This window comes from Alteromonas sp. ABH4_456, from assembly GCF_056160645.1.
In genome coordinates this window covers 25,805-46,229 of record NZ_JBSWXO010000008.1, presented here as the reverse complement: position 1 = coordinate 46,229, position 20,425 = coordinate 25,805, and the positions used below count along the sequence as shown (strand labels likewise).

Annotated in this window: 20 protein-coding genes; 14 read left to right on the top strand and 6 right to left on the bottom strand. The window is 49.7% G+C overall.

Translation table 11 applies throughout. The features are described 5' to 3' along the window. Positions 1-14 precede the first annotated feature (14 nt). Genes ACXAG2_RS13250 through ACXAG2_RS13240 form a run of 3 tightly spaced genes read left to right on the top strand, consistent with a single transcriptional unit; the run spans position 15 to position 2,213 of the window. The gene (locus tag ACXAG2_RS13250; RefSeq protein WP_474867708.1) at positions 15-644 is read left to right on the top strand and encodes a TetR/AcrR family transcriptional regulator; all 630 of its coding nucleotides are present in this window, start codon (positions 15-17) and stop codon (positions 642-644) included. 28 nt (positions 645-672) lie between these two features. After that, the gene (locus ACXAG2_RS13245; protein ID WP_474867706.1) at positions 673-1,434 is read left to right on the top strand and encodes a Nif3-like dinuclear metal center hexameric protein; all 762 of its coding nucleotides are present in this window, start codon (positions 673-675) and stop codon (positions 1,432-1,434) included. Between the two features lie 23 nt (positions 1,435-1,457). Then, positions 1,458-2,213 (top strand): methyltransferase domain-containing protein, encoded by a 756-nt coding sequence (locus tag ACXAG2_RS13240; protein ID WP_474867703.1) that lies wholly within the window; start codon positions 1,458-1,460, stop codon positions 2,211-2,213. On the opposite strand, the gene ACXAG2_RS13235 is transcribed toward ACXAG2_RS13240, so the two are convergent. Next, on the bottom strand, positions 2,197-3,204 hold the full coding sequence (locus ACXAG2_RS13235) for a 2-hydroxyacid dehydrogenase (protein WP_474867701.1): 1,008 nt from the start codon (positions 3,202-3,204) through the stop codon (positions 2,197-2,199). The two genes, ACXAG2_RS13240 and ACXAG2_RS13235, sit on opposite strands and share 17 nt — an antisense overlap. 16 nt (positions 3,205-3,220) lie before the next feature. Then, positions 3,221-3,706, bottom strand: a complete 486-nt coding sequence (locus ACXAG2_RS13230; protein ID WP_119501283.1) for a glutathione peroxidase — start codon at positions 3,704-3,706, stop codon at positions 3,221-3,223. A 144-nt stretch (positions 3,707-3,850) separates the two neighbouring features. Between ACXAG2_RS13230 and ACXAG2_RS13225 the strand changes: the two genes are divergently transcribed. Beyond that, positions 3,851-4,711 carry an NAD(P)-dependent oxidoreductase gene (locus ACXAG2_RS13225; protein ID WP_474867698.1) on the top strand — a complete coding sequence of 287 codons (861 nt, stop codon included), beginning with the start codon at positions 3,851-3,853 and terminating at the stop codon, positions 4,709-4,711. A 3-nt stretch (positions 4,712-4,714) separates the two neighbouring features. On the opposite strand, the gene ACXAG2_RS13220 is transcribed toward ACXAG2_RS13225, so the two are convergent. Further along, positions 4,715-6,373, bottom strand: coding sequence for a response regulator (locus tag ACXAG2_RS13220; protein WP_474867695.1), 1,659 nt, complete (start codon positions 6,371-6,373; stop codon positions 4,715-4,717). A gap of 272 nt (positions 6,374-6,645) precedes the next feature. Here ACXAG2_RS13220 and ACXAG2_RS13215 point away from each other — a divergent pair, with 272 nt between their 5' ends. The 5 genes from ACXAG2_RS13215 (at position 6,646) to ACXAG2_RS13195 (ending at position 12,363) form a co-directional block, all read left to right on the top strand. Continuing rightward, positions 6,646-8,136: a CoA-acylating methylmalonate-semialdehyde dehydrogenase gene (locus ACXAG2_RS13215; protein ID WP_474867692.1), complete on the top strand. Its 1,491-nt coding sequence runs from the start codon at positions 6,646-6,648 to the stop codon at positions 8,134-8,136. An 11-nt stretch (positions 8,137-8,147) separates the two neighbouring features. Beyond that, positions 8,148-9,302 (top strand): acyl-CoA dehydrogenase family protein, encoded by a 1,155-nt coding sequence (locus ACXAG2_RS13210; protein WP_474867690.1) that lies wholly within the window; start codon positions 8,148-8,150, stop codon positions 9,300-9,302. Between the two features lie 40 nt (positions 9,303-9,342). Further along, on the top strand, positions 9,343-10,488 hold the full coding sequence (locus tag ACXAG2_RS13205) for an enoyl-CoA hydratase/isomerase family protein (RefSeq protein ID WP_474867687.1): 1,146 nt from the start codon (positions 9,343-9,345) through the stop codon (positions 10,486-10,488). Further along, on the top strand, positions 10,485-11,378 hold the full coding sequence (gene mmsB / locus ACXAG2_RS13200) for a 3-hydroxyisobutyrate dehydrogenase (protein WP_474867685.1): 894 nt from the start codon (positions 10,485-10,487) through the stop codon (positions 11,376-11,378). The genes ACXAG2_RS13205 and mmsB overlap by 4 nt, the downstream gene beginning before the upstream one ends. Before the next feature lie 157 nt (positions 11,379-11,535). Beyond that, on the top strand, positions 11,536-12,363 hold the full coding sequence (locus ACXAG2_RS13195) for a putative RNA methyltransferase (RefSeq protein ID WP_474867682.1): 828 nt from the start codon (positions 11,536-11,538) through the stop codon (positions 12,361-12,363). Between the two features lie 92 nt (positions 12,364-12,455). On the opposite strand, the gene ACXAG2_RS13190 is transcribed toward ACXAG2_RS13195, so the two are convergent. Together ACXAG2_RS13190 and ACXAG2_RS13185 are read right to left on the bottom strand one after the other, a co-directional pair. After that, positions 12,456-13,973: a DUF3413 domain-containing protein gene (locus ACXAG2_RS13190; RefSeq protein ID WP_474845910.1), complete on the bottom strand. Its 1,518-nt coding sequence runs from the start codon at positions 13,971-13,973 to the stop codon at positions 12,456-12,458. A 12-nt stretch (positions 13,974-13,985) separates the two neighbouring features. Beyond that, positions 13,986-14,198, bottom strand: a complete 213-nt coding sequence (locus ACXAG2_RS13185) for a YejL family protein (protein ID WP_303574171.1) — start codon at positions 14,196-14,198, stop codon at positions 13,986-13,988. Between the two features lie 152 nt (positions 14,199-14,350). Here ACXAG2_RS13185 and yejK point away from each other — a divergent pair, with 152 nt between their 5' ends. The 3 genes from yejK (at position 14,351) to ACXAG2_RS13170 (ending at position 17,250) form a co-directional block, all read left to right on the top strand. Further along, complete coding sequence (gene yejK, locus ACXAG2_RS13180; protein WP_119501292.1) at positions 14,351-15,406, top strand: nucleoid-associated protein YejK; 1,056 nt, start codon at positions 14,351-14,353, stop codon at positions 15,404-15,406. 135 nt (positions 15,407-15,541) lie between these two features. Next, positions 15,542-16,417 (top strand): 6-carboxytetrahydropterin synthase, encoded by an 876-nt coding sequence (locus ACXAG2_RS13175; RefSeq protein ID WP_474867680.1) that lies wholly within the window; start codon positions 15,542-15,544, stop codon positions 16,415-16,417. Positions 16,418-16,440: 23 nt separating this feature from the next. Next, positions 16,441-17,250: a M23 family metallopeptidase gene (locus tag ACXAG2_RS13170; protein ID WP_474867901.1), complete on the top strand. Its 810-nt coding sequence runs from the start codon at positions 16,441-16,443 to the stop codon at positions 17,248-17,250. A gap of 58 nt (positions 17,251-17,308) precedes the next feature. On the opposite strand, the gene ACXAG2_RS13165 is transcribed toward ACXAG2_RS13170, so the two are convergent. Next, positions 17,309-19,084 carry a M61 family metallopeptidase gene (locus ACXAG2_RS13165; RefSeq protein ID WP_474867677.1) on the bottom strand — a complete coding sequence of 592 codons (1,776 nt, stop codon included), beginning with the start codon at positions 19,082-19,084 and terminating at the stop codon, positions 17,309-17,311. Between the two features lie 117 nt (positions 19,085-19,201). On the opposite strand from ACXAG2_RS13165, the gene ACXAG2_RS13160 reads away from it, so the two are divergent. Further along, positions 19,202-19,879, top strand: coding sequence for a flagellar brake protein (locus tag ACXAG2_RS13160; protein ID WP_474867675.1), 678 nt, complete (start codon positions 19,202-19,204; stop codon positions 19,877-19,879). 59 nt (positions 19,880-19,938) lie between these two features. Continuing rightward, positions 19,939-20,400: an Mpo1 family 2-hydroxy fatty acid dioxygenase gene (locus ACXAG2_RS13155; RefSeq protein WP_303574166.1), complete on the top strand. Its 462-nt coding sequence runs from the start codon at positions 19,939-19,941 to the stop codon at positions 20,398-20,400. Positions 20,401-20,425: the final 25 nt, after the last annotated feature.

Sequence of the window (20,425 nt, the reverse complement as noted above, 5' to 3'; positions counted from 1 at the left end):
TCTGCTGATTTCACATGGCGAAAGACACTAAAAAACGTATTCTGGATGCAGCTGAAACCCTGTTTGCTGAACAGGGTTATGCACAAACTTCCATGCGTGCAATTACCGCCCGCGCAGATGTGAATCTGGCGTCGGTAAATTATCATTTTGGCAGTAAAAAAAATCTGATTCAGGCAGTATTGAAGCGCTATTTTGATGTATTGATGCCACAGATTGATGATGTTCTGAACAGCACCGGCACAGAGACCGGTGCGGACGGTGTGGAAAGTCTTTTGCTTTCCCTGGTTCCACCCATGATGACGTTGTCGGATATTCGCCCTGAAGGTACTGCACTGTTTGTCCAGCTACTGGGCAGGGGCTACAACGAAACTCAGGGACACCTTCGCCGTTTCATTATGCATGACTACGGCAGTACGGTAGCTAAACTGATGATGGCCTTACATGCCTGTTTACCCCACGTAGAGGATGATGAACTGTTCTGGCGTCTGCATTTCGCCATCGGCAGCTTTGTTTTTTCCATGGCATCCAGCCGGGCACTGACAGAAATCGCGGAAGCAGATTTTAACCAGAAAGTGGATATTAAAGCCGTGATCCTTCATCTTGTTCCCTTCGTTTCACAAGGTATCGCCGGCCGTCAGGCCTGAGTTACACCGCTTATTTCAGGAGAAAGATATGGCAATCAGCAGACATGAGCTGGTCTGTGCGCTGGACACGTTATTACGTCCTCAGGATGTTCAGGACTATTGTCCTAACGGCTTGCAGGTAGAGGGTTCTGACCGGATCCGTAAAGTCATTACCGGTGTAACTGCCTCACAGGCACTGATTGATGAAGCTGTCCGGCGGGAAGCAGACGCTATTCTTGTGCATCACGGTTATTTCTGGAAAGGGGAAGACCCCGTAATCACCGGCATGAAGGGAAGGCGTATCCGTACATTGCTCGCCAATAACATCAATCTTATCGCGTATCATCTGCCGGTAGATATTCACGCCAGTTGCGGCAATAACGTACAACTTGGCAGTGTCATGGGACTCAGCAATCTGGCTCCTGCGAAGGGCGTGAAGCCTGAGGGGATCATCTATACCGGTGAGAGCAGCGAACCTGTTCTGGCTTCAGAATTTAAAGCCCGTCTTGAAAATAAGCTCGGCAGATCTGTACTGCATGAAGGAGACGCCGGTGACCGGCTGGAAACCTTCGCATGGTGTACGGGCGGAGGTCAGGGATATATCGAAAAGGCGGCTGCAATGGGCGCAGATGCGTTTATTACCGGTGAGGTCTCTGAACAGACCATACATGTTGCCCGTGAACTCGGCATTCACTTTTTTGCTGCCGGTCATCATGCTACAGAGCGCTACGGTATTAAAGCGGTGGGAGAGTGGTTGTCTTCCTCTTTCGACATTACCGTTGATTTCATCGATATTGATAATCCTGCCTGATCCCCGGCGCAAAGAAACGACTTATGAAATCCACCGACCAGTATTTTGATGGTATCGCAGATAAATTCGCGAGTAACATCTACGGCACGACCAAGGGCCGTCTGCGGCATCTTTTGTTACTTGATATCCTTAAACCTCTCCTTGAGAAGATGCCGGTCAGCAAAGTAATTGATCTGGGCGGCGGGACGGGCATCATGACCCGTGAAGTTGCGCAGATGGGTCATGATGTCACGTTGGTGGATGCGTCTGCAGATGTACTTGCGCTGGCTCAGGAATATCTGGCCGGTGTGGAAAATGTGGCGTTCAGAAAAGGCACTATTCAGTCTGAAACTGATCTTCAGCGCTACGATGTGGTAATCTGTCATGCTGTTCTTGAATGGCTCGCCAGTCCTTTAGAAACCCTGTCGGAAATCTGTCTTAACATGCGGCCGGGGGCGCTGCTGAGTCTGACCTTTTTTAACCGCGATGCGGCGTTATTTGGTAATGCTGTATATGGAAATTTTGATTACATTGCCAAAGGCATGAAAGTCAAAAATCAGGTCAGACTGAATCCGCAGAATCCGCTTGTCCCTGCAGACGTTATCCGCTGTGTTGAAGAAGCCGGCATGGAAGTAAAGTCGTTAAGCGGTATCCGCTGTTTTCATGACTATATGAGAGAGAGACATCTCAGCGACAGTCAGTTTGAAGAGCTTGTTGCACTGGAAAGACAATATATGAATACCGAGCCGTTTTGCCGGCTCGGCAAGTACATGCATTTGCTGATCAGCAAGCCGGCTTAACCAGAAAGGTTGTGGTATCCATGGTGCCGTTTGCACAGGCTGCCACATTGCTCAGCGTGGTTTGTGCAATCTGTCCCAGTGCTTCCTGAGTAAAAAAGCCCTGATGGCCGGTGATCAGAACGTTGTGAAACGTGGATAAACGCTCAAATACATCGTCCTGGATGATTTCACAGGAATGATCTTTGAAGAACAGCTCAGATTCCATTTCATAGACATCAAGTCCCAGATAACCAATCTTATGCGATTTTAACCCGTTAATTAACGCCTGCGTATCGGCCAGACCACCCCTTGAGGTGTTGATCAGCATCACACCATCACGCATTTTACTGATGCTTTCTTCATTGATCATATGATAACTGTGCTGGTTCAGAGGACAATGCAAACTGATGATATGAGCGCGGGACAAGAGTTCATCCAGGGGGACAAATCGCGCCCCGGCATCCTGTAACTGACGGTCAGGAGCCGGGTCGTAGCACAATACTTCACAGCCGAAACCCAATAAGATTCGTGCAGTGGCACGGCCTATATGACCGGTGCCGATAATGCCTGTGGTTTTTCCGGCCATGTTGAAGCCCAGCAACCCGTTTAAGTCAAAATTACCTTCTTTGACCCGGTTGTACGCTTTGTGCATGCGCCGGTTTAATGTCAGCATCAGCGCTACTGCATGTTCTGCAACCGCTTCAGGCGCGTAAGCCGGCACATGCGACACCGCGAGCCCTAAACGTTTTGCCGCCTCCAAATCCACATTGTTATATCCCGCACAGCGCAGAGCAATATGACTCACGCCTGACGCTTTTAATTTCTCCAATACAACGGCATTTACAGTGTCATTCACAAATACGCAAACAGCGTCGAGACCGTCGCACAGGGGCACGGTGTTCTCATCCAGACGGGCAGGGAAGCAGTGCAGATGGACATCCCCGCCGGCCAGTTTGCTGATTGATGCTTCATCGTAGGGCTGGCAACTGAATATACCCATTTGTATGGTCATGAATATTATGCTCCGACTATTCCCGTATGATCGGGTCAATAATTTTTTGCAGTGCGTCGGGTTTGGTTACCGGCGCATAGCGTCCACGAACCTTACCGTCACGATCAACAACAAACTTGGTAAAATTCCATTTAATTGCCTTTGAGCCAAGCACACCCCTGGCTTCATTTTTCAGATAAGTAAACAAAGGATCTTCGTCCGGTCCGTTCACGTCTATCTTAGCCGAGATGGGAAAGGATACACCGTAGTTGAGTTCGCAAAACTGTTTAATATCGTCATCACTGCCGGGTTCCTGGCTACCGAACTGATTACAGGGAAAACCGATAATCATTAAATCGTGAGGCTCATACCGGAGAAAGAGCTTTTCGAGACCTTCATACTGAGGCGTAAATCCGCACCGGCTTGCCGTGTTAACAAAGACAATGACAAATCCTTTCAATTTACTGAGCGCCAGCGTTTCGCCGGTGTTTAATGTGACGGTATAATCATAAATTGAAGACATAGAGTTAATCCTTTACGGCAAGTGAAACGCGGTCAAAAGCTACTTTTAGCATGAAATTTGTTATTATTCAGCCGGTTTCGGTACAGTCGGTTTCTTTAACCGGCTTGTTATCACTTTTGCAGCCACACGGAGAATAGGTAACCGGTGAAAAAATTAACGTTTCTTGGACTTGGTGTCATGGGCTACCCCATGGCAGGGCATCTGCAAAAAGCAGGATTTGACGTAACAGTTTACAACCGCACTACTGCTAAGGCAGAGGCCTGGGTGAAAGAGTATGGCGGGTCTTTTGAGCCTGCTGTAGCGGCTGCTGTTCGTGGTGCTGAAATCGTATTTATGTGCGTCGGTAATGACAATGACGTTATGGACGTGGCCGGTCAGGCAACAGAGTCGATGGATGCCGGTGCCATTCTGGTAGACCATACAACGGCGTCAGCAGATGTGGCGCGCACCTTGTGGGAAACCTGCAAAGCGAAACAACTGGGTTTTCTTGATGCCCCGGTATCCGGTGGTCAGGCCGGCGCTGAAAACGGCCAGCTAACTATTATGACCGGCGGCGATGAAGCTGTGTTTGATGTGGTAAAGCCTGTCATGGACAACTATGCAAGACACAGCCAGTTACTGGGAAAGGCTGGTAGCGGACAGCTGGCCAAAATGATGAATCAGATTTGTATTGCCGGCATTGTTCAGGGGCTGGCTGAGGCGCTGCACTTTGGTCAGCAGGCAGGGCTCGATTGTGCAGCCGTGGTTGACGTTATTTCAAAAGGTGCAGCACAGTCATGGCAAATGGAAAATCGTGCAGCGACCATGCTGGATGGCAAATATGACTATGGTTTCGCCGTAGACTGGATGCGTAAAGATCTCGCCATTGCACTGGATGAGGCGCGCAGGAACGGTTCTACGCTGGCACTGACTGCGCTGGTCGATCAATATTACGCTGATGTACAAAAATCCGGTGGTGGTCGCTGGGATACTTCCAGCCTGCTGACCCGTTTAGCCGCTAAATAACTGCTAGCCGGCAGAGGCTTGTGTGTCGTCTGCCGGTGTTACCGGTGTCGCTGTCAGAAAGTAAGCCGCGTCAGCTTCGGCAACTTTTCTCAACCTGAGCAAGCGTTGTCTGTTGGCATTATTCAGCGCACCGGTATCAATTTTGTCCAGTAATGTGGCGACGGTGTAATTACGGTAACTGTGGTGACGGGATTCCAGCATACATTGCAGCAGGTTGAGTCCGAATGCCTGCGTTGCAGGCATCATCTGATAGGCCTGATAGAAGTAATACATTGCACGGACATAATCTTTACCAATAAACATCCGCATGCCCGTTTCATTCAGCTCCAGCGCTCTTTCACTGGCCAGCCCCATACTTTTTTCAGCCCGGGTCAGTACGCTTTCGTTTAATGTCTGCGCAGATAAATCATCGTCCAGATGATTTCTCTGGTGTGCCATAGCCAGTAAGTCTTTGGCTTTCTCTGTATTGCCTAGAGCATTATTGATTTTGGCGGCCACGATGAGGGTGGCGGGATCAGTGCGCACAAACATGTCCATGTGTTCGTGAGTCAGATATTGCTCTGCTTTTGCCGGGTCATCCTCCAGCACTGCAGCGAAGGCAAGAAGATAGTCTTTCTTCTGAAGTTGTTGCTGATCGTTCTGATTACGTCCTGCAATTCCTACCAGCCGGCGGGCCTGAGTCAGGCTTTCGTCCCGGTTAGATTTTGGCTGCTCTTCCGCGATAGAAAGATAAAATTCAGCCAGTTCAAAGGTAAATTCGTTAAACCTGTCCCGGGTACTGCGGTTGTAATCACGTTTCTTCTGCAGCAGTTCGATCCCTTCCAGTACTTTGTCCTGCTTTTGATAAGTTAACGACTTCAATCGTGTTGCCGGCACACTTAAGTCACTGGTTTTGATGTGGTTCAGATAGAACTCTGCCTGCGACCAGGCCTCCTGTTCAAAACACAGACAGGCGAGCCACTCAAATGCCTTATCCCGTGCCAGTGAATTGGTCATCAGATCGGACAATTCTTCTTTACAGTCTGCCCAGTTACCCGCCAGGTACTCGCATTTTATTTTTCCCCACTGGGCCCAGAGCACACGTTCTGAGCGCGCCAGCACAGACTCATACAAGGCTTTAGCCGCCAGTAACTGACCATTCTGAAACAGGATCCTGGCGTGAAGTTTCAGCACATCGTTTTTGAGCTTTGCCGGTGTTTTCTGATTATTCAGTTTTGCCACAATTTGCAGCGCGCCGGCGGGATCGTTATTGTCCAGTGCGTTCAGTGCCTGTTTGACATAATTCCGGTAACTGAGGTAGTGACTGAGACCACGTGAAAGGGTGGCAATGTTGTAGGGCTTGATGATCAGCAAATCCGGCTGTGCATCGATGATCTGGCCCACCGTTTGTGGCAGCCGGTCTGCCGTAATAAACACGATACCGGTACTGGGCCGGATAAACTGGCTTTGCCGGAGTTGATGTACCCATTCCACACCGTTTTTACCTTGCCCGAGATGAAAGTCCATCAGAATAATTTCAAAGTGTTGCCGGCGCAGGGCTGACTTGAGCTCTGCGCCGTTACTGAAACTGCTGATGTCGAATTCGCCCACAGGCAAAAGGTGGCTTCTTATTGCTGAACGCGCAGTGGCATTGTCTTCGATAATCGCCAGACGGTAAGGCATGAAGGGCACCAGTAATGTAATGAAAGTACGAACTTTGTCATACCGGAATTTAATAAATATATCAGCGCTTTGACGGTTCGTCATCTATACGAAAAGATAATAGTCCCGGGAGCAGGCATATTTGCCGGTATACCGGTAGTCTGGTTTGTCGTCCCGAACACTCTTTATGTCACAATATATTTACAAAATAGTTTTATTTGTTTTACGTTAACGTTTACGTAAACCTGTGTGATTGTTTAAGGTAACAGGGTATTCACTAACAAGAGAACCTTATGCAACAGGTGCCGATGCTGATAAACGGGGAATGGGTTAACGGACAGTCAGAAGACAGGATTGTCGTTACCAACCCCGCCACCAATGAACCCATTGCACAAATTTGCAGTGCATCACAAAACGACATGGATGCAGCCGTTGCCAGTGCTGCAAAAGCGTTTAAAAGCTGGCGTGATGTGCCGGTGACCGAACGGGCCCGACTGATGATGCGTTACCAGGCGTTACTGAAAGCGCACCATGACGAACTGGCGACATTGCTTGCCAGAGAGACCGGCAAGACATTTGACGATGCCAAAGGTGATGTATGGCGCGGTATTGAAGTGGTTGAACAGGCGATGAACGTGCCGTCCCTAATGATGGGCGAAACGGTTGAAAACGTTGCCCGTAACATCGATACCGCCAGCTATATTCAGCCGCTGGGAGTATGCGCCGGCATCACACCGTTTAATTTTCCGGCTATGATCCCGCTGTGGATGTTTCCGCTGGCCATTGCCTGCGGCAATACCTTTGTACTGAAGCCTTCTGAGCAGGATCCGCTGACGCCTAACCGCCTGGCAGAGTTGTTTATGCAAGCCGGTGCGCCGGCAGGCGTGCTGAACGTGGTGCACGGCGGTAAAGAGCAGGTTGATGTTCTGCTTCATCATGAAGACATTAAAGCCGTGTCATTTGTGGGGTCTGTTCCCGTTGGTCAGTACATTTATAAAACTGCCACCGCCAACCTCAAACGTGCCCAGTGCTTCGCAGGCGCGAAGAACCATACGGTGATCATGCCCGATGCTAACAAAGAACATGTTCTGAATAACCTGGTGGGTGCATCGGTCGGGGCAGCCGGGCAGCGTTGTATGGCAATTTCTGCTGCGGTGTTTGTGGGCGGGTCTGAAAAGTGGATCCCTGAACTGGCAAAACGTATCAGTGAAATTAAACCGGGCCTGTGGAACGACCACGAAGCCGGTTTTGGTCCGCTGATCTCTGCAGCAGCAAAACAACGTGTGTTATCGCTGATAAAAGCCGGTAAAGAAGAAGGCGCAGAATGTCTGGCAGACGGATCTGACTTTACTGTTCCGGGATGTGAAAAGGGTAACTGGGTAGGTCCGGTGGTGTTTGACCGGGTAACGCCGGACATGACCATCTACAAAGAAGAGATATTCGGTCCCGTCTTGTCCTGTATGCGGGCAGAGTCTCTGGAGGATGCATTGAAGCTGGTAAACAATAATCCTTACGGCAACGGCACCAGCATATTCACTAACAGCGGTGCAGCGGCCAGAAAGTACCAGCGTGAAGTCACCGTGGGCCAGGTGGGTATTAATGTGCCGATCCCTGTGCCGCTGCCATTCTTTTCCTTTACCGGCTGGAAAAATTCGTTTTACGGCGATTTACATGCTTACGGTAAACAGGCAATCCGCTTTTATACCGAAACCAAAACAGTAACCAGTCGCTGGCTGGATGATGATATTCCGGGTGGTCCGAATCTGACTATTTCGATGGATTAGAGGAGACGACGATGGATTTTTCATTAAATGAAGAGCAACTGGCATTCGCAGACACTGCGCGACAGTTTGCCAGGCAGGAATTTGCACCGTTTGCCGCGCAGTGGGACAGAGAGCATCACTTTCCGGTTGAGGCCATTAAAAAAGCCGGCGAACTCGGTTTCTGCGGGTTATACACCCCCGAAGACGCTGGCGGTCTGGGCTTATCCAGGCTCGACTCTTCGTTGATTTTTGAGCAACTGGCTATGGGATGCACCACCACCACAGCCATGCTGACAATCCACAATATGGCAACATGGATGATTGCATCCTATGGCACAGAGGAGATAAAAAGCCGCTGGTGTGACTCACTGGTGAGCGGAGAAAAACTGGCGTCGTATTGCCTTACCGAACCGGGCGCCGGTTCTGATGCGGCTTCACTTAAAACTAAAGCGGAACGCACCCCTGACGGGTTTTGTCTGAACGGCGCAAAGGTGTTTATTTCCGGCGCCGGCGCGACAAATGTGCTGGTGGTCATGGCCCGTACCGGCGGGCCGGGTCCGTCGGGTATATCGGCCTTCGTGGTTCCGGCGAACGCTGAAGGAGTGGTATACGGCAAAGCCGAAGAAAAAATGGGCTGGAATGCACAGCCCACCCGCATGATCACATTCGATAATGTGATGGTGGATGAAAGCAGTTTATTGGGCGAAGAAGGTGAAGGGTTTCGTCTGGCGATGCAGGGGCTGGATGGCGGCCGGGTGAACATTGCCACCTGTTCTGTGGGCACGGCGCAGCAGGCACTGGAAACCGCGGCAACCTATATTCAGGAGCGTGAGCAGTTCGGAAAGCCGGTGGGGGCGTTTCAGGCTATTCAGTTCAAAATGGCAGATATGGCCACAGAGCTGGTGGCAGCCAGGCAACTGGTGAGGCTGGCGGCCTGGAAGCTTGACTGCAATGACAAAGACAAAACCACCTATTGCGCAATGGCCAAACGTTTTGCCACAGACACCGGTTTTATGGTGTGCAACGAGGCGCTGCAGGTACACGGCGGGTATGGCTATATTAAAGAATACCCGCTGGAGCGGCACGTAAGAGATGTGAGAGTGCATCAGATCCTGGAAGGCACTAATGAAATCATGCGTGTGATCATTGGCCGCCGTCTGATGGGTGAAATGAATGACATTCTCTGACACAGTAACGGGCATCATCAGCACTTTCAAAGGACAGGTCATGTCTGCAGAACAACGCATTATTATTAAAGAACACCGCACCGGTTGTGGCCGGATCGCCGGGCACATTACATTAAATAAGCCGGCGTCGCTGAATGCGCTGGATCTTGATATGGCATCAGCCATGCAGAACCAACTGAATGTATGGGCGCAGCAGGAAGACGTACTGTTTATCATTATTGACGGTGCCGGTGAGAAGGCCTTTTGTGCCGGTGGCGATATTGTTTCCATGTATCATGCAATGAAATCCGCGCCCGGAACGATTCCGCCGTTTATCCGTGATTTCTTTACCGTGGAATACAAACTTGATTACACCCTGCATATTTACCCAAAACCTGTTGTGGTGTGGGGAGATGGCATTGTGATGGGGGGCGGTATGGGTTTGTTGCAGGGCGCTTCTCACCGTGTGGTGACAGATAAAAGCCGCCTTGCCATGCCCGAAGTGACGATTGGCTTATTCCCTGATGTGGGAGGCAGTTACTTTCTTCCCCGCTTAACCGGACAACTCGGCCTGTTCCTCGGCCTGACCGCAGCGCAGGTAAATGGTGCTGAAGCGGTAAAGTATGGTCTGGCCGACCATTTGTGTGCCCGCAGTGATCTGGCAGATCTTATTACGCAATGGAAAAGCACTGAGTGGAAATCAGGCTGCCGTGAGGATGTAACCAGTATACTGGCGGAGAGCCTGAATGCCGGTACAGCAGATGCGTCAATTGAAGGCAGTCAGCCCGATGACCGGATTGCGCCATGGCTTGAGCGTATCAATGCAGCCTGCTCATTTCCGTCTGTACGGGAAGTCGTTGCTGCCATTACAGCTATCGATGCCGGTGGTGACAAATGGATGTTAAAAGCTCAACAGGCGCTGGCAACCGGCTCATCACTCACGGCTGCGCTGTTTTACCGCCAGTTTCAGAAAGGTAAAACACAGACACTGGCAGACAGTTTCAGGATGGAACTGAATATGGCCTGCCATTGTGCACAATACGGTGAATTACAGGAAGGGATCCGGGCGTTGCTGATAGATAAAGACGGCAAGCCGGGCTGGCGGTTTAACTCCGTGGCCGGGATCCCTGATTCGGACATTGATCCGTTCTTCTCATCCCCCTGGCAGTCAGGTCACCCGCTGGCCGGACTGGGAGAATCAATATGAAAAACATTACTTTTATAGGTCTCGGCAATATGGGCTCGCCCATGGCGGCGAACCTGATTAAAGCCGGATATAACGTGACGGTTTTTGATTTGGTAGAAAGTGCCATGGATGCGCTGTGTGACAAAGGAGCCCGTAAAGCGGCAAGTGTGTCTGATGCCGTGTCGCAAGCTGAAGCGGTGATTACCATGTTGCCGGCTGCGGCTCATGTACGCAGCTTATATTGCGGTGAAGCAGGCATACTGGCTTCACTGAACACATCCTGTTTGCTTATCGACAGCAGTACCATTGATGCAGACACTGCCAGAGAAACCGGCCATACAGCGGAGCAAGCGGGTCATCGCTTTATCGATGCGCCGGTTTCCGGCGGCGTTGCCGGCGCCACAGCCGGTACCCTTACTTTCATTGCGGGAGGCAAAGCAGAAGTGGTGGAGCAGGCATCGCCTCTGCTGAATGTCATGGGGCAAAACCTGTTTCATGCAGGGGATACCGGTGCCGGTCAGGTTGCCAAAATTTGCAATAATATGTTGCTGGCTGTACTGATGGCCGGGACTTCAGAAGCACTGCAACTTGCCATCGATAACGGGCTGGATCCAAAAGTCATGTCTGACATTATGTTACAGAGCTCCGGTTGCAACTGGACCCTGCAGAAATACAATCCGTGTCCCGGGGTGATGGAGTCTGTACCGTCATCCAATGCTTATCAGGGGGGCTTTATGGTCAAACTGATGAATAAAGATCTTGGCCTGGCGATGGACACCGGCGCTAAAACAGGTAGTTTACTGCCCATGGGGTCAGCGGCACAACAGCTTTACCGGATGCATCAGCGTAAAGGGAACAGTGAGCTGGATTTCTCCAGTATATTCACGCTTTTCAGTAAAGATACTATCTGATCAAAGTACTACCTTCCTTAAGAAAAGCCGTCTTGTCCCGTTGATGTTATTTCACAGGTAACATTAACGGGCAGGCGGCTTAGTCTTTTTGAACCTTGCAGTTCCTCCTCATTCTGTTACATTCCCTGCGTTTTCACAGGCAGAACAGGTTCAAATCATGTGGCAATGCCCTCTTTGTCAGTCTCCGCTGGTGTGCGGTGACACATGGCGCTGTAACAACAATCATAGTTTTGATGTGTCCAGACGGGGATACGTTAACCTCTTGCCTGTACATAAAAAAAGCAGCAAGGATCCCGGCGACAATAAAGCCATGCTCGGCGCCAGAAAGACCTTCCATCAATACCGCATTTATCAGCCGTTGATGGACAAGATGGCTGACGTGATAATAAAAAGCGATGTGATGTCTGCGTCAGGAGCCGTTGTACTTTATGATGCAGGGTGCGGTGAAGGCACGTATTTACATGTGATTAGATCTGCGCTGGAAGCGGCCGGAAAGTCTGTGGTGGCCAGTGGCAGTGACATTTCCAAAAGCGCAGTGGATTTAGCAGCCAGAAAGCCAGTGGATGCGCAGTTTGTTGTGGCCAGCAGTTTTGATTTACCGGTTCAGGACAGTCAGGTTGATCTGATGCTTCAGGTTTTTGCCCCGGGCAGTGACGACGGGTTTGCCCGCGTTCTCAAACCTCAGGGTTTATTACTTCATGTTACACCGGGCCCGGCACATTTGATGGCACTGAAAAAAGCTGCTTATAAAACCCCCCGTGAACATGAATTGCCCGCTGATGAAAGACGCGGTTTTATTTTACTGAGCCGGCAGCGGATTCACTGGCAGGCCACTCTTGAAAATGATTCGCAACGGAAGGCGCTGCTTCAGATGACACCGTTTGCCTGGCGTCTGGATGAAAGTACTCAGGCTTCGTTGTGCCGGTCACTGACAGAGGTTGAAGCGGATTTTTATGTTTCCTTATGGCAGGCGAAGCAAAAATAGAAAGCGAAATAAAAACGCTGCCGGAGAAGGCAGCGTTTCTGAATTTCCCATTCCCATCATTCAGGAAAGGTGAAATTAATACCGTAACGACTCTACCGTGAAAAATGGGTCAGGTGCTTGATGGCTCGGCTGAGTAAATCCACATTTAACGGGTCGTTGCTTCGCTCACGGCTGTCAATATCCGATATTTCAAAGCTGCCGTTACTCAGCACTTCAATCATTTGTTGATTATGCAGCACCACCACTTTTTCACCGGAAGTACTCACCAGCCAGTTACGTTGTGGTTGCAACAAATTTTGTCCGGTGGAGTAGAACTGGACCGGCGCTGCACAGCCTAATGCATTCAATACCGTAGGCGCTAAATCTTCGGTGCTGGCAATACTGCCTTTCACATCCAGCGTCGTAAGCAGTTTTCCACGGCGGGTACCGCCATCTTCAGAGAAGCCGGTGGCAATGATCACATCACTTTGCGCAAACACATCGTCGCTCAGCATATCTGCAATTTTGTCACCCGACAGGAAGGCGATGTGCAATCCGGCATGATTATTACTGACAGGCTGACGGTAACCGTCAAGCATACTGGCAGGCAGTGCTTCGTCGACGTGAATAGACACAGGCATGCCCAGACCCACGGGTAAGGCCAGCAGAACCGGTCTTTTCTGTTCCAGTGTATCGCGGTAAATTTCCGGCACACCGAACAGGGTTGTCAGGATCAAGCCGTCCAGTGACGAAGCTGTAGAGAAATAGTTGTTCATTTCTCTGAGATCAAACTGTGGCATGTCCGGCAACGGTGTATCGTCTGTTTGCACGACCAGCGCCAGGGTACGGTCAGCTTCAATATTGCAGTAAACCGGTTCCGTGGGGTAGGTCACCTGATGGATTTGCGGATCAAACTGCAGCTGTTTGCGTTCCTTGTAGCGTTCCAGATCCAGCAGGCCATAGCGGGACATGGTGGTTTTTGCCGTAGCCGGATAGGACAACGGAAACATATTGTCCTGCTTCACGATAGGCTGATATAACTCTGCATCAGCCCACACGTGAATCGCATGGCTGGCGACAAAACAGGTAAGGAAAAAGCCGGTTACCGGCGTACCGATTTTGTGATGCTGTAATCGCTCCACACGTTTCCATAACGCATTGGCCAGCACAAGCTGAAAACCGAGCCAGACCACAAACAGCAGTAATAAGTACATCCACTGTTGTAAACCAAACTGACTGATTTGATTTTGTGCTTCGTTGCGCAGTAGATCGGCAGAACTGAAGCTTAAATGAAAGCCGGTGCGGTTGAACAGCAGGGCGTCAAACGCCATCAATGCCAGCCCGGTTGCCGCGATGGCGGATGCCGCAAACTTGATAATTCTCGGATTCGTCGCCAGGTAGCACAACGGCAGAATGAATATGACAAAACCGGAGAAGGTCATAAAACCAATATGACCGAACCAGTTAAATACCAGATACAAGGCACCTAAGGCCGTATCCGGTGAAGGAGAGGAAAATATAAATACTGAGGCGATGATCATGGCGATGGCTATATTAGCCAGCGCGAACCAGTGGCCCCAGTTTACCAGGCGTGTGACCCGCTGACGGCGAGGTGACTCCGCTAAAATCATTATTCAGCCCTGTTAGTTAACACTTTTCTGTAATACCGAAGCGAATTGTTCCGCCATGGCTTTGCGGTTAGCAGCGGGAACCTGTGTATTAAGAATGTGCGTGATGACATTACCCAATACCATGAGCTGTAAATCACGACTGGCCTCATTTTCCTCGAGTGTGAGGATGACTTTATTCATTAGCGCTTCAAAATCCGAATCGGAATAACGGCTTTGCTGGGGCATTGTGACGCCTCTTTTACTGTTTTCTTTACTAAAAAAGAATGGAATTTAATTTTAAATGATTATAATCGTTGTCTGAGTGATAACAATCATTCATTCGTAAATCCCGCGAATTCCACTGTAAATTCTCAACTAAACAGGATCCCAGATAGTCTATGAGTGCACTGATTCATCATTTTGTTGTTCACCGGTTAGTCGTCAGCGGCGAAGACAAGCTGTCCATCATTCCACGGGACAAGTGTCTTGCGGTGACGCCGGAAATCGAATCACTGGCTCATCAGATCAATCACAGCTTTAACAGCAAGCCCGGAAAAGGTGTGGGCCATTTCACTGAAGAAGCTGCAGGCGGTGAAGATACCATTCCTTTTAAAACGTCACTGGCAGAATTCATGCACGCGCAAAAAGAGCGCGTGGACAACCTGGAAGATATCTTCCATGCCTTTACGCTGACTTCCGGTGACAAGCTGATTAAAGCCCTGACCGATACCGGTACAGTGCAAACAGGCTTTCTGATTTTCTGTCAGTATGAGTTTCTGGCAACACAGTATCTGATGATCACGTTACTGAATACCCGTTCCCACGTGGAAATCAATCAGGCACTGGAGCTGAATGCCCGCGAGCACCTTGATTTGGCGAAGATGCAACTGGCAGTACGCATTGACCTTACTCAACTTGAGATCCAGCCGGAGCAAAAACGCTACGTAAGCTTTATTAAAGGACTCATGGGCCGCAAGGTGTCTGATTTCTTCATGGATTTTATTGGTTGCGAAGAGCTGGTGGACATTAAGCAGCAGAACAAACAACTGATTTCTTCGGTAGATGCTTATCTGGCCAGTGAGAATCTTGACCGTGAAGAGCAGCAACAGCACCGTGATGAAGTGAAGTCTTATTTCAAAGAAAAGATAGACAGTGGTGAAAGTCTGTCGATCAAAGAGTTATCCGGACGGTTATCGCCGGACAGTGACAGCGAACACAGTTTTGAGGCGTTCACGCAAACGCTTGAGGCACCGCTGGAAGAGAATATTCAACCTGATCCTGCTGCGCTGCGTCAGCTGGCTAAATTTACCGGACAGGGCGGCGGTATTTCCCTTAGCTTTGAACGTAAACTACTGGGTGACAAAATCATCTACGACCCGGTGTCAGACACACTGACCATTAAAGGTATTCCGCCAAATTTAAAAGACCAGTTGACCAGACAGTCAAAAAATTAGGTACAATAGCCGTTATTCACCCGTAACAGTAACCAAATGCGGGCCAACGTTCGTAAGCAGGCAGGTGAAACCTGCCTGCTTTGTTTAATTTATCGTATAATGCCGGCAGTTTAAGTTCCGGCAACAAGGTTTTACATGCAATTATTTGTCAACGACCTCACCGTCATGGATTTTTCTTACCTGTGCCCTGAGCGGGGAATGGTGGGAGAAAGCTGGATCGTGGATGTGATCCTGTCCGGCGATCTTAACGATGAGAGTATGATTCAGGACTTCGGTAAGGTGAAAAAAAACCTGAAGCGACTGATTGATGATTATGTCGACCATAAATTGCTGGTACCTGCTGACTACGCCAACGTGGCGATTGTGCATGAAGACAACAGCGAACATGTGGATGTACGGTTTACCTGCAACGACGGCAGGGTGATTCAGCTATATTGTCCGGCAGAGGCTTACGCATTCATCTACGGTGAAACGGTTACTAAGGACTCCACCGGCAGCTACCTTCGCGAAGTGATTGCTACTCATCTGCCGGAAAACGTAGATAACCTTGAGCTGATTCTGCGTACCGAAGTGATCTCAACGCCTTTCTATCACTACACTCATGGCCTGAAAAAACACGATGGCAATTGCCAGCGTATAGCCCATGGTCACCGTTCTAAAATCGACGTGTTTGTAAACGGTGAAAATAGTCTTGAGAGTCAGCAATACTGGGCATCACGCTGGGAAGATATATATATTGCATCGGAAGAAGACAGGCTGGCTTTTTCAGCCCGTCAGGCATCAGGCATTGTGCCGGCAGACAGAGAGTATTGCTGTTTTGCCTATGAATCATCGCAAGGCTACTTTGAGATTTTGTTGCCTGAATCTGATTGTGAAGTCATTACCACTGATTCCACCGTGGAATGCCTGGCCCAGTTTATTTTTGATGAAGAAAAAGCCCGTCAGAACGGTGGCTCTGTGAAAGTGCTGGCTTACGAAGGCGTAGGAAAAGGAGCACTGGTGTGCGACTGATCCCGCTGGCTCTCATTGCGCTGATTTCTCTGTCTGTTCTTTCCGTGCGGCAGAGCCTTGCTGCCAGTGAAGCCTCTGAAGCCGGTGCGCTGGTTCTGAATGGTAAATTTACGCAGGGCAGTCTGTTTCGTGGACAGTTGCCGCCCGGAAGTCAGGTTACATTGAATGGCGAGGCACTCAAGCTAAATGCGCAGGGTAAATTTGTATTTGGTTTCGCCCGTGAATCAGCACTTAATCATACTTTATCCTGGACGCTGCCTGACGGCACAACAGGTTCAAGAGACATTGAACTGGAAAAGCGGCAGTACAACATTCAGCGTATTGACGGTTTGAAGTCTTCCATGGTTTCGCCGCCGGAAGAAACACTTAAACGTATTCGAAGAGACAGTACTGTGGTAGCCAATGCCCGCGGGAATATTTCTGATCTGGATGCTGTATTTACCGGTTTTATCTGGCCGGCAGAAGGCCCGGTAACCGGCGTATACGGTAGCCAGCGGGTACTTAACGGTATTCCTAAAGCGCCGCATTATGGTGTTGACGTTGGCGCACCAACCGGTACACCTGTTATCGCTCCCGCAGCGGGTGTGGTGAAGTTATCAGATGACTTGTATTACAGCGGTAATACGGTGATCCTCGATCACGGTATGGGTGTGTTCTCTACCTTTCTGCATCTTGATTCTTCGAAGGTGAAAGCCGGGGATGTGGTCGCGCAGGGTGACGCTATCGGCACCATCGGTGCGACCGGCAGAGCAACAGGTCCCCATCTTGACTGGCGGCTTAACCTGGGTAAAACCAGGCTGGATCCAGCGTTACTGGTACCGCCCCGCCACTAATAACTTATTTTCAGTTAACCCTGTAAAAGCAATCAGCCCCTGTACGGGGCTGAATCATTTATGCTGTAGCCAGCCATGCTGCCAGCTTTTCCTTATCTTCAATGGTGAAGTAACAGGCTTCCTGCCGCTCTTCAAGCACAGGCAGTGATAACGTCAGCAAACGGCCATCACGTACTACCGTCAGCGGCAAGGCAGATTCACCGGTTTGATTCAGCAGACGCTGCAGCAGAATGTCATTCACTACGTAGCCATCCAGTGCAATGATCTTGTCGTTGACCTGTAGTCCTGCCCGGCAAGCTGCACCGTCTTCAAATACAACCTGAACCGTTACGCCGGTTTCTGCATTTTTAATAGCAGCCCCTAAATGATGTTTCTGGTAAGCCGGTAAGGGCGGCACACCACCGCGGTCAGATGCTGAGTTTTTCGGGCGGGTATGCAGCGTTACGCCAATATCAGCCAGCCACTGATTAAGGGGCACGTCTTCTTTGCCGTAAACAACAGCCTGAAGATACTCTGATACATCAATATTGAAAGTTTCACGGCAAACTGTCTCAATCACGTCATCAGGGGTGCCGGTTTCCTCCGCGCCGAATTGCTGCCACAGTGCCTGCATTAAACTGTCCAGCGACACGTTACCCTGCGACTTTCTGCGTAACAATAAATCGAGTCCAAAGGCAATGATGCCGCCCTTTACATAGTAACTTACAATATTGTTGGGAGCTGATGCATCCTGTTTGTAGAACTTGGTCCATGCATCAAAACTGGACTCTGCCACTGACTGTTTGAAACGTCCCGCTGTCACCTGTAAACGGGTAAGGTTCTGACCAACAATTTCCAGATATTTTTCAGGGCTGATAAGGCCCGTTCTCGCCAGCGTCACATCGTCATAAAAACTGGTAAAGCCCTCATAAATCCAAAGCTGGGGAGTATAGACTTCTGCGCTTAAATCCGGTTTCAGGAAAACGGAAGGACGCAGGCGCTTAACATGCCAGGTGTGAAACAATTCATGACAGCAGAGGCTCAGAAAGGTGACGTACTGATCAGTTTTGCCGCCGCCTTCACGTTCCAGCGGTAAGTCAAACCGTGGGTAGAGCAGGGCCGTAGAACTGCGGTGCTCAAGGCCGCCAAAGCCACTGTCGCTCAGCAATGTCATGAACACATAGCGGTCCACGGGCGAGGGCTGACCGAACAAATTAAGGTGATGCTCACAAACCGGCACCATGTCTTCACATATTCTCTTCGTGTTTACCGGCGTTTTGCCACTAAAGAGGAATACAAATTCCACGCCCTGAACCGTTACACTGTCGAGCACACACTCACCCATGAATACAGGGTGATCAATGAGCTCCGCGTAATCTTCGCAGATAAAATGCGTACCGTTTGTGTCATCAGGCTGCATGCTGGTTTCTACATGCCAGTGGCTTAAGGACTCAGGTAAAGATACCGTCACTTCACAGGACGCTGCGGGGAGGTCGTTGACCTGCAAGAAGACACTGGTGCCGTTGATAAAGCCGTATTCGTCGTTCAGGTAAGCTGCACGTACGGAGAGATCAAAGGCATAAACGGTGTATTCAACAGTGACTGGCTGTTTACCCGCTTTAATTTGCCAGGTCTGTTTATCTGTTTTAATAACAGGTAAAACATTTTCTGCGTTGTCTGTCGCTGTCAGTGTGATGATGTGTCTGGCGAAATCCCGCACCATATAGCTGCCGGGGATCCACGCCGGTAAGCTCAACGTCAGTATATCAGTGTCGCAGGCGGGAATTGTGAGGGTTACTGCGAAAAGATGTTGAGAGCGGGAGCGGACGGAAAGATCGTATCGCAAAGAAGTCATGTAAATATCCGTGAAAAGTCATGCAGAGTGCTATCATGCATCACACCGGACTTTTTGTCAGCATCAGCGAAAAGGGAGTATGATAATGTCACTGACTGAAAAGGAGTACAGCCTGCTGTGAGTAAAGCCGAAACCACCTCTTTAAGTAAAGATGACATGACTGCATTGAAAAGCCTGGCGCCCGGCACCGTTGTCGATTTACAGATAGAGACACCCACTGCACCGCAACGCCTTAAAACGCACTATGTGGGTATGGATATTCCTAACGCATTTATTTTCCAGGTACCAAATACCCATAAATGGGCCAACATCCGTGATTATCTTGTTGCCGGCAATGAAGTGGTCGTAAGGTTTGTGATCGAAGGTGGGCTGGGGCAGGTTATTGCCTTCAAAACTACAATTTTAAAGTGCTTCAGCAAACCGGTCAGTATTCTTATCACCGGTTTTCCGTCTAAGCTGCAAACCATGGGGCTACGCAGCGACCGGCGTTCCCAGCCGGGCATTCCTGTCAGTGTCTATTTAGATCAGGAAGAGCAGGAGAGAGTCCGGGGCCTGATCATTGATGTATCGAAAACAGGCTGCAAACTGGCCATAAAAGCGGGTTCAGAGGATAGTAAGCTTGAAGTTAACAAAAAAATAACATTGGGCTGTAAATTGGATGGTGAAACCATTAGGATAGACAGCAACGTGCGGAACGTTGCCGAAGTAAAAGGATACTATTATTACGGTATTCAGTTTACCCGTGAGCAAAAGGCGGTCGAAACCTTAATTGAACGCTATATTCTGGCGCTATAGCAGAAAAAGCTCAGGCTTACCGTTACCGCCGGCGGATGCATTTACGGAGCGTTATTAAAATGCGACAAATTGATAAGTTGTTATTGCAATACTCGGAAAGCCACCAGAATAAAACGAATGTGTTAATCCACGCCGTCGCGGTACCGTCTATTTACCTCGTTACCCTGGGTTTAATATGGAGTATTCCGCTCCCCGGCTTTCTGCAGCAAACCGATCTCACCTGGGCCCACCTGCTGGTGCTGCCGGTCCTGTACTACTATTTCCGCCTGTCCGGTCCGGTAGGCGCGGCTATGACGCTACTGACAATTATCAGTTTCGGTGTCATCAATCTGATTGATGGCAGTCCTGTGGCTGTATGGGAATTTTGTCTTATCTTGTTTGTTGTTATGTGGATCCTGCAGTTTGCCGGTCACAAAATCGAAGGCAGGAAGCCGTCGTTTTTCGATGATATCCGTTTTTTACTCATTGGCCCGGCCTGGTGGTGGACTCACTGGTTTAAGCGCTTAAATATAAGTTATTAAGCAAAATCCACTGCGACAAGGTGCC